Annotated in this window: 9 protein-coding genes; all 9 read right to left on the bottom strand. The window is 42.4% G+C overall.

The window, feature by feature from the left end; all coding sequences use genetic code 11:
- Nucleotides 1-235: 235 nt before the first annotated feature.
- Nucleotides 236-784: a hypothetical protein gene (locus ACE1CD_RS24510; RefSeq protein WP_374798237.1), complete on the bottom strand. Its 549-nt coding sequence runs from the start codon at nucleotides 782-784 to the stop codon at nucleotides 236-238.
- Between the two features lie 96 nt (nucleotides 785-880).
- Nucleotides 881-2,515 (bottom strand): AAA family ATPase, encoded by a 1,635-nt coding sequence (locus ACE1CD_RS24505; protein ID WP_374798239.1) that lies wholly within the window; start codon nucleotides 2,513-2,515, stop codon nucleotides 881-883.
- A 69-nt stretch (nucleotides 2,516-2,584) separates the two neighbouring features.
- On the bottom strand, nucleotides 2,585-2,782 hold the full coding sequence (locus tag ACE1CD_RS24500; protein ID WP_374798241.1) for a DUF2997 domain-containing protein: 198 nt from the start codon (nucleotides 2,780-2,782) through the stop codon (nucleotides 2,585-2,587).
- Nucleotides 2,783-2,791: 9 nt separating this feature from the next.
- Nucleotides 2,792-3,247, bottom strand: coding sequence for a hypothetical protein (locus ACE1CD_RS24495; protein ID WP_374798243.1), 456 nt, complete (start codon nucleotides 3,245-3,247; stop codon nucleotides 2,792-2,794).
- Between the two features lie 160 nt (nucleotides 3,248-3,407).
- Nucleotides 3,408-4,061 carry a hypothetical protein gene (locus ACE1CD_RS24490; protein ID WP_374826520.1) on the bottom strand — a complete coding sequence of 218 codons (654 nt, stop codon included), beginning with the start codon at nucleotides 4,059-4,061 and terminating at the stop codon, nucleotides 3,408-3,410.
- A gap of 207 nt (nucleotides 4,062-4,268) precedes the next feature.
- Nucleotides 4,269-5,123, bottom strand: coding sequence for a ThiF family adenylyltransferase (locus ACE1CD_RS24485; RefSeq protein WP_374798247.1), 855 nt, complete (start codon nucleotides 5,121-5,123; stop codon nucleotides 4,269-4,271).
- Complete coding sequence (locus ACE1CD_RS24480; protein WP_374798249.1) at nucleotides 5,101-5,715, bottom strand: hypothetical protein; 615 nt, start codon at nucleotides 5,713-5,715, stop codon at nucleotides 5,101-5,103. Before ACE1CD_RS24480 ends, ACE1CD_RS24485 begins: the two co-directional genes overlap by 23 nt.
- On the bottom strand, nucleotides 5,693-6,418 hold the full coding sequence (locus ACE1CD_RS24475; RefSeq protein ID WP_374798251.1) for a hypothetical protein: 726 nt from the start codon (nucleotides 6,416-6,418) through the stop codon (nucleotides 5,693-5,695). The genes ACE1CD_RS24480 and ACE1CD_RS24475 overlap by 23 nt, the downstream gene beginning before the upstream one ends.
- Nucleotides 6,415-7,161: a hypothetical protein gene (locus ACE1CD_RS24470; RefSeq protein ID WP_374798253.1), complete on the bottom strand. Its 747-nt coding sequence runs from the start codon at nucleotides 7,159-7,161 to the stop codon at nucleotides 6,415-6,417. Before ACE1CD_RS24470 ends, ACE1CD_RS24475 begins: the two co-directional genes overlap by 4 nt.

Here is a 7,161-nt window from a genome sequence, read left to right as displayed (position 1 = left end):
GAAATTGTGGGTAAGCTCCATCCCAAACAGGACATTTAAGTAAGTTGGAAAGTGCTTGAGCAGTTAACCGTTTTTTGGGCAGAGTTTTTGAGTTAAAGTATTCAGGAGAATTAGTGAGATACATTTGTTCTTTTTGTGAGATGCTGTGAACCATTTTTAGTGGCGCGTCAGCGCAATTCACCTTTGGAAAAAAATGCCATGCCTCACTATCAAGGCATGGCATTAAAAAACTTAGCTAATCCCAATTAAGAAAACTGCTTCGCGTGTCGGACAGTTTGACCTCAATTTGAGGAGAAATAAGGGTTTTAAGTTGTGGTAAATTGAGTTCTGGCTCAGGAAAGTCAAGTGAAATATTTGGGTCGAGCAAAGGTAATTCCGAGTAGCAATGAAGAGTTTCTATGGGATTTACATTGTCGGGTAAAGGCAGTGCTTCAAAACCATAAGCATACCAATGATTTCCACTTCTCGAACGCTGCGGAACTAAACTAATGCGAGTGAGATAATTGAGTAAATCCTTTTGTTGAGCTTTGTAATTGAGAAAGGGTCGTAAAGCATCAGATTGACCACTGTTGAGCAAAGCAAAGCTCCAAGAAAGTTCGCGATCCAAAAAGCACAGATTAATCCAATCCTGAGCAGGCTTATTGGGAAATGGTTGTCCGTAGACTGGGGGAGTAGCATGGAGGATAACAGCATCCAAATAGTCGGGAATCTCTATCAAACTGCTGTAAGTCTCTTGGTAAATTTTGCCAGTGGCTCTGTTAAATCGGTAACGACGGATTTTCATGTTTTTTAACCTAGAAAAACTCCCAGCTTTTGTGGAAGGCTGGGAGCTTTTTTGATGAGAGTGTGGTGTGTTGATAAAAGCCTGGAAAATACGTATTTATTGCCAAGAGATTTCTCTCTCGATACTACCATTGCGATCGAGGTTTGATACTTGACCCATCTGTTCAATCGGCGCTGCTAGTTCCGCCCCACCCGATGTAGCCCATTGGCGCAAGGCTTCGAGTTCTTCAGTATCATTGCGAAACTGGGCGGGTTTACGGTTAAGGAGAGCTAACAAGCGATCTCCATTTACCATTCTGGGACTCCCGTTAGCAAATGCCTCCGTCGCAGCTTCTTTAACAATGTTACGAATCTCTGCACCAGTATAGCTAACAGAGTTTTCCGCTAATAGCTGAACAGATTCACTGTCTGCTTCAATCAGATAGTGTTCCATCTGTACTTTCCAAATTTCTGCTCTAGTTTGGCAGTCGGGTAAGTCCACATAAAACACTTTGAATCTTCGCAACATCTCCTTAGAAAATCCCCAAGGACGATTCGCTGTTGCGGCAACTATGACATCGGCTTTATTCTCTTCTAACCAAGTTAGCAATGTTCCTACCATACGAGCGGTAGTACCCCCATCGGTATCAGAGGAACGTTGGGTAAGCTGCTTGTCCATTTCATCGATCCAAAGTAAACAAGGTGCAAGTGCTTCTGCTTGTTGCAAAATGTTTCTGAGGTTAGCTTCACTGCTTCCAAGTTCTTTGGACATCAGTTTCCCCATATCCAGAGTCAGACAGGGAATGCCCCAACTGGCGGCTAGTGCTTTGACAGACAGAGATTTGCCCGTACCTGAAACGCCCACGCAGAGAATATTTGAGGGCTTTTCGAGATTATGGACAGCGCGGGCGGTGCTATCTAACAGCGGCAGTTGTAAGGTAGCCCAAGTGGTAATTGCTGGAAGTCCTTGAACTGCAACGTCGGGCGGTGGTGCAAAGCTGACACCTTTAGCTGCCAAGTGCTGCTTTTTGATTTCAAGCATTTGGTCAATTGCTTGGGGATTGATGCCTCGGTGAGAGATGGCAGCTACTTGTAAAATATCGTCAATGCCTTCTGGTGTCATTCCTTGCAAAGCACGAGTGAGATGTCCAAGTTGTCGATCGCTCAAGGTCATCTCAAAGGTAATATTATTCTGTCTGGCATTAGCACTTAAATTAGCCAGTTTGTGTTGCTTAATTTGTTCTACTTCCGATTCATTGGGGAGTGGGTTAGACATTTCCCAAACTAAATCTTTGAAGTAGTTAGGAATGTTTAATCCTTGGTGGAGCAGAATCAAGCGATGGGGAGAACGTTTGAGGTCAAAGAACAAATCTTGAGCCAACCTAATCCAATCTCTCCTTGAATCGGGTTTAGCAATGAATTCTAAGAAATCCTTTGCGATAATGAGAGTTGGGTTGGTTTCTTCATTGATGAGGCTTTCCAGGTGCTTGATGAAGGTCACAATAGGATGAGCTTCAACTTTGACTCCGTTGGTACTAGATTTGTCAATTCTAGTGATGATATTTCTCTCGGTTACTGGAGCCAGTGTGAGAAATTGATGTCCGCAGTCCCATTGGAGAATCGTTTGGTAGCGTTGGTGTAAATCTACCACAATTTTATCGATTAAAGCGGGTTCAGAAGCAGCTGGAGTATCGACAGTAACCGTAGCGATGCCAGCGCGAAGCCAAATACACAGTTGGTCGGTATCAAACATAGTTGAAAGTCCTTTTGAAAATAGGGATTGGGCTATTTACCAATCCCGTAGCAGCAAAGAAGCTCTGATTTAGAGGTGGATTTCTGTGGTTGTATCTACAGAAATTGATGGCTCAAAATATTCTTCTTTTAGCTGAGTTTGAGAAATACCGAGTTGATTGAATGGCGCTGTTATTTCCGTGCAAGAATCGCCAGTTACGTTGAGGACTTCCACTTCTAATGGTTGTCCTTTGCGTTGAGTAATTTTGATTTTCGTTGGTTCTGACATGAGTTCCTTCTAGGCGTAAATATCGACTTTTTTTGTGAGAGTGGTGGTCATAGTTCCATCTGATGCGGTGATGGTTTCTTGTGACCAAAGATGTGCGGGATAGTGGATGTTGATAAAAGCCGTGTTATGTGCAATTTGCACTTGTTCTAGGAAATCTTCCACATTTTCAAAATGATTGCCTAGAAGATTTCTGTTAAAATCCCAAGGATCGATCGCAGCTTCGTAACAGTTTTGAGCGGGATTCCAGCGAAAGCCAATGTCAATTAAGCCTTGTAGCTGTGTGCGTCGGATAATAATGTTGGCTTCTTGCAAATCCATGCGATCGTAGTCATTAATCAAAGTTACAGGATTTTCGTGACTTTCAATCTCTGGTGTAATCCCTATTTCTTCCAAAAGAGCTTTGAGTCCTTCTTGAAGTGCTTGTCCATGTGAGAGAGTAGTTTTTATGGTGGAAAAGTGGCTCATTTTAGGTAACAATAAAGTTGGGAAACCTACTATTAATATCGGCGCGTCAGCGCTTTGGGATTGGATATGCAAGTGTAACTAAAAGCTTGCTCTATCTACGATCGCTATTCCAAAAAAAATAACGGAAATTACCGTTATTTTTGCTCGGACTCTATGAGGCTCAAGCCACTCTGGTGAAATATTGCTCGCGGGTGTAAGCAATAGCCTCAATACTGCTGCTGTAGAGATAGCTGCCACTTCGCTCGATATGTTCAGCAAGCGATCGCTGTTTCTGTGGATGTTCTAAGTGATACCAGCGTGGATTACCGGGCATCCAAGAAACTTGCCTGTGACGAATGACGGTACCTGGAGCTACGAAATTCGGATCGAGTTTGGGTAGCCACAGTGGGCCAGAATAGTAGCTGTAGGTGTAGGGTATTGTCCGATCTACCAGTTCTTCAAGTTCCCAAAGGTTGACTGTAGGAATGAGCGGACGAATGGCTACCCTAGTGTGTACTCCAGCTCGATACAACTTTTTGAGGGTATCAATGCGTCGATCTGGTGCAGGGGCGGTTGGTTCGTACTCAGTAGCAGAGTGTGTGCTAGTAAATGAAACACTGCAACTGACAATTATCCCCTTATTCCTGGCTGTGTGGCTAATTTGAGAAATTCGATCGACTAAGTGATCGCTCAGTGCCATTTTAGTTATAAACGAGACATTACTCCCCGCTTCTACGACAGCTTCTATTAATCTGAGAGCTTGTTGAGGATTGATGAAAAGTTCAGTATCACAGGCTAGCTGGATATGTTGGTAATCAGCAGCAAATAAGCTCACTTGCTTAACCTCAGACAGGTTAGGGAATGAGTTATATTGGGGAGCAGCTGCAAAACAGTATTTACATCCCAAGGGACAAGGATTTCCTGTTGTGGTTAGGATTCTTCCCATTGAAAATTGGATAAGTTGACATCAACCCATCCAGCGCATCCGCGCTTTTTCCCTCAACTAGAACTAAAAAATCCGAACTAATTGAGGGATTTATGTTCACCCCTGGGATGGAAACGACAGAAGAGTTTCTTGGGAAGTATATCGAGAACGACTGCTTCCACTACCGCAATGGAAATAAGTAGCGAATCGTCGTAAACTTTTCGTCAGTACTAACTGTGACAACATCTCAATAGCTTCCGCAGCAACTCGTTGATTGATAAACAGACTCTGAGCATTCATAGCTACTATTTCTGCACATGACAACTGTAAGTTCGATAATTCCTCTGGTTGTGGAACAAGCAAGTCGGGATGTTGAAAACTTGGAGATGGAAGATTCACACAAAAGTTAGAATTATTCAGGTCATTAAACGCTTTTTCTGGCTCAAAATCGTTAGTCGAACCAAGCAAAACTTGTCCGGCGGGAACTCCTTGACCAAAGTTACCGCAATCCATCCACCAAACTCTTGGAAGTTCCCTATTGGCGTGATAATAGTTTGTTGAATCCAAACTTTTAGCAAGTTCTGTCCTAGCTGTACTATTATCAACACAACCAATCAAAATAATCAGTTTGTGCCATTGTCGTTTCATCATTTCCACAGAGAAGGAATTGGCGTAAGCACCTAGCTTTATCCCATAAGCGAGGCTATATCGAGTTGCCAAAACTTCGGCTTTGTTGAAACCAATATCCGCATCACAAAAGTTTTGACGGGGTACGTTAAGGTTATCCACTACATCAAAATCAACCAAAGTTCCTGACGCTGCAACACCACCTTTTTCTAAAGCTACAATTAACCTCGCTAACATTGGTGCTAGAAATCCTCCTGTTCCCCCACAACCAACCAGGAAGAATTGAATTTGTTGGTGAGGAGTTAGGAGAATAGGGAGCGCATTATGGTATGAGGAGTCTGACATAATCAACTAAGGTAGCGTCGTAAATTTTTGCTGGTATATCGAAAACCAAATGAGCGGGAATTTCCCAAAATACTTGATGGTAGATACCGACTCTCAATCGTAATGTTGGTTGGCTAAAAATTGTGCCGATGACTCCATATATTTTGAAGCCGGATTCCTCAGAGTCATCTTGAACAGAAAAGTTAGCAGGTAAAACGTGATGGCTGTGAATTTCTATCAAGACATGAGGAGAACTATCTAATCGAGTAACGCTTAGTCCCTGGTTTGTCTGTGGAGGAATCCTAAGTTTCCATGCTTGTTCGTAGCACAAATGAAAGAGTATTTCATTGGGTGCTGCTTGTTGAGAAAGTCGCCAGATTTCTTCTAGCAATTCACCAGGAACCAGAGGATATTCGAGATGAAACTCAGGTTCGATTTTCTCTAATCCGGGGATGTTACATTCAACCAGTGGTGCGATCGCACTTAATCCATCTCTTATGCCTCGGATAAAAACTCCATTACCTGCTAGAATGAATTCGTACATGGAGGCGTTGCAGGCAGGTAGAGGCTTTTTCTTAGCAACTAAGTAGTTAATTAAAGGAAGTTGATTCATCACTTTGTTTCACCATGAATTCTATGATTTCTCCAAGGGTTTTGTAGCGACTTGGGTAATCAACTAAATCCCGCAGTGGATAACTCCGTTTTTGATGTTTGTGCAGGTAATTTAGTTGCTTTCTAATATCTGGTGGGAACGCTTTGGATTTGCCACCAACGCTATCGCCATTGAAGGGACTGCGACCAAATAATTGCCATACAAATTCAATACTCTCACTGCTAGCATCGGGGATGGGATTGTTGCCAAAGCAAATTCCTCCGGAAGTATTAATATTGGGTAATGGTGCGTGAAATACTTGGGCATTTGGATCAAATAGCTTGGTTTTTACCGCCCAAAGGAAATATTGACGACCGATACCCATTAACACTAATCCAGGTAACGGTATAGACAAAACGTGATTTTGATTATCCCCAGTAAAGGTCAGTTGATTATTGCTTGATGGCGGAATAAATTTGACAATGAAAGTTCCCTTGGTAGTGCTTCCCCACCTGACGATACCACTAGGTAGGAACCCAGAATCAATGGGTAATTGAGAGAACGCATTTCGGACAGCTTCTGATGAGATGAATTTGGTGAAGATTTGGTCATCTTGTTGGTATCTTAGTAGATATTGTCCTTCAAGTATGTAGAGGGAAGCGAGGATATCTTTGGGTGCGATCGCATTAATCAACGACCGACTTTCTAAGTTGGCTAAAGTCATAACTTGGCTGGCTTTGCATCATTCCAAAGGCGGATAGTGGCAAGTTTATTTTGGTTACTTTCTTTCAACCAGAGACAAAGTAATTCTGCTTTTTGGCAGAAGTCTTCTGCTAATAACCAATCAGCAGCGAGGATAGAAAGATTTGATGACGACCACTCAAAGTAGAAAGTAGATTCTTCAGTTTCATCAAGCCAAATACTACCCGTACTGTGGTCGATAATACTAATAGCTTCGTAGAGATAGCATAAAGGTTCCTCTGCGAAGCTACATAGCTGCTTGAGTTGGTCGAAATTAATTCGCTCAGCGCTAATTACTGAACCTGGATTTATGCCAAAATGAGTAGACCAATCATCTTGTAAATAAGCTGAGTCATACAGACATATCAAGAATTGTTGACTCAGGTCGAATTCTTCTATTTCCCTTTGATAAAAATCGAGTTCTAGAGACCAAAATGGGATAAAAGGTAGTCTTTCTTCCCATTCAAAGCAATCTAAGCCGAGTGGAAATAATTGAGAATCAACCAATTCTAGAAATTCTACTTCTCTCGGAGAATACGGACAGCTAGAAACCTGCGGGAAGTAAGATGCGATAGATTTTTCCCATTGATCGGGGAAGGTTTCTTTGTAGAGAGAAAGTAAAATCGTACTTTCTCTCAGTTGCGTTAAATAATCAAGTCCCTGTCCGACAGAAACAGGGACTTGACAAGAACGCAAATGTGTAATGGCAGCAGTTGTAACTGACAT

Source organism: Aerosakkonema sp. BLCC-F183, assembly GCF_041929145.1.
Classification (GTDB): Bacteria; Cyanobacteriota; Cyanobacteriia; order Cyanobacteriales; family Aerosakkonemataceae; genus Aerosakkonema.
This window is presented reverse-complemented; position numbering and strand designations above follow the sequence as displayed.

Coding starts and splice junctions, on each gene's coding strand:
- ACE1CD_RS24505 (WP_374798239.1), bottom strand. CDS start 2,515: ATGTTTGATACCGACCAACTGTGTATTTGGCTTCGCGCTGGCATCGCT.
- ACE1CD_RS24470 (WP_374798253.1), bottom strand. CDS start 7,161: ATGTCAGTTACAACTGCTGCCATTACACATTTGCGTTCTTGTCAAGTC.
- ACE1CD_RS24480 (WP_374798249.1), bottom strand. CDS start 5,715: ATGAATCAACTTCCTTTAATTAACTACTTAGTTGCTAAGAAAAAGCCT.
- ACE1CD_RS24485 (WP_374798247.1), bottom strand. CDS start 5,123: ATGTCAGACTCCTCATACCATAATGCGCTCCCTATTCTCCTAACTCCT.
- ACE1CD_RS24500 (WP_374798241.1), bottom strand. CDS start 2,782: ATGTCAGAACCAACGAAAATCAAAATTACTCAACGCAAAGGACAACCA.
- ACE1CD_RS24510 (WP_374798237.1), bottom strand. CDS start 784: ATGAAAATCCGTCGTTACCGATTTAACAGAGCCACTGGCAAAATTTAC.
- ACE1CD_RS24495 (WP_374798243.1), bottom strand. CDS start 3,247: ATGAGCCACTTTTCCACCATAAAAACTACTCTCTCACATGGACAAGCA.
- ACE1CD_RS24475 (WP_374798251.1), bottom strand. CDS start 6,418: ATGACTTTAGCCAACTTAGAAAGTCGGTCGTTGATTAATGCGATCGCA.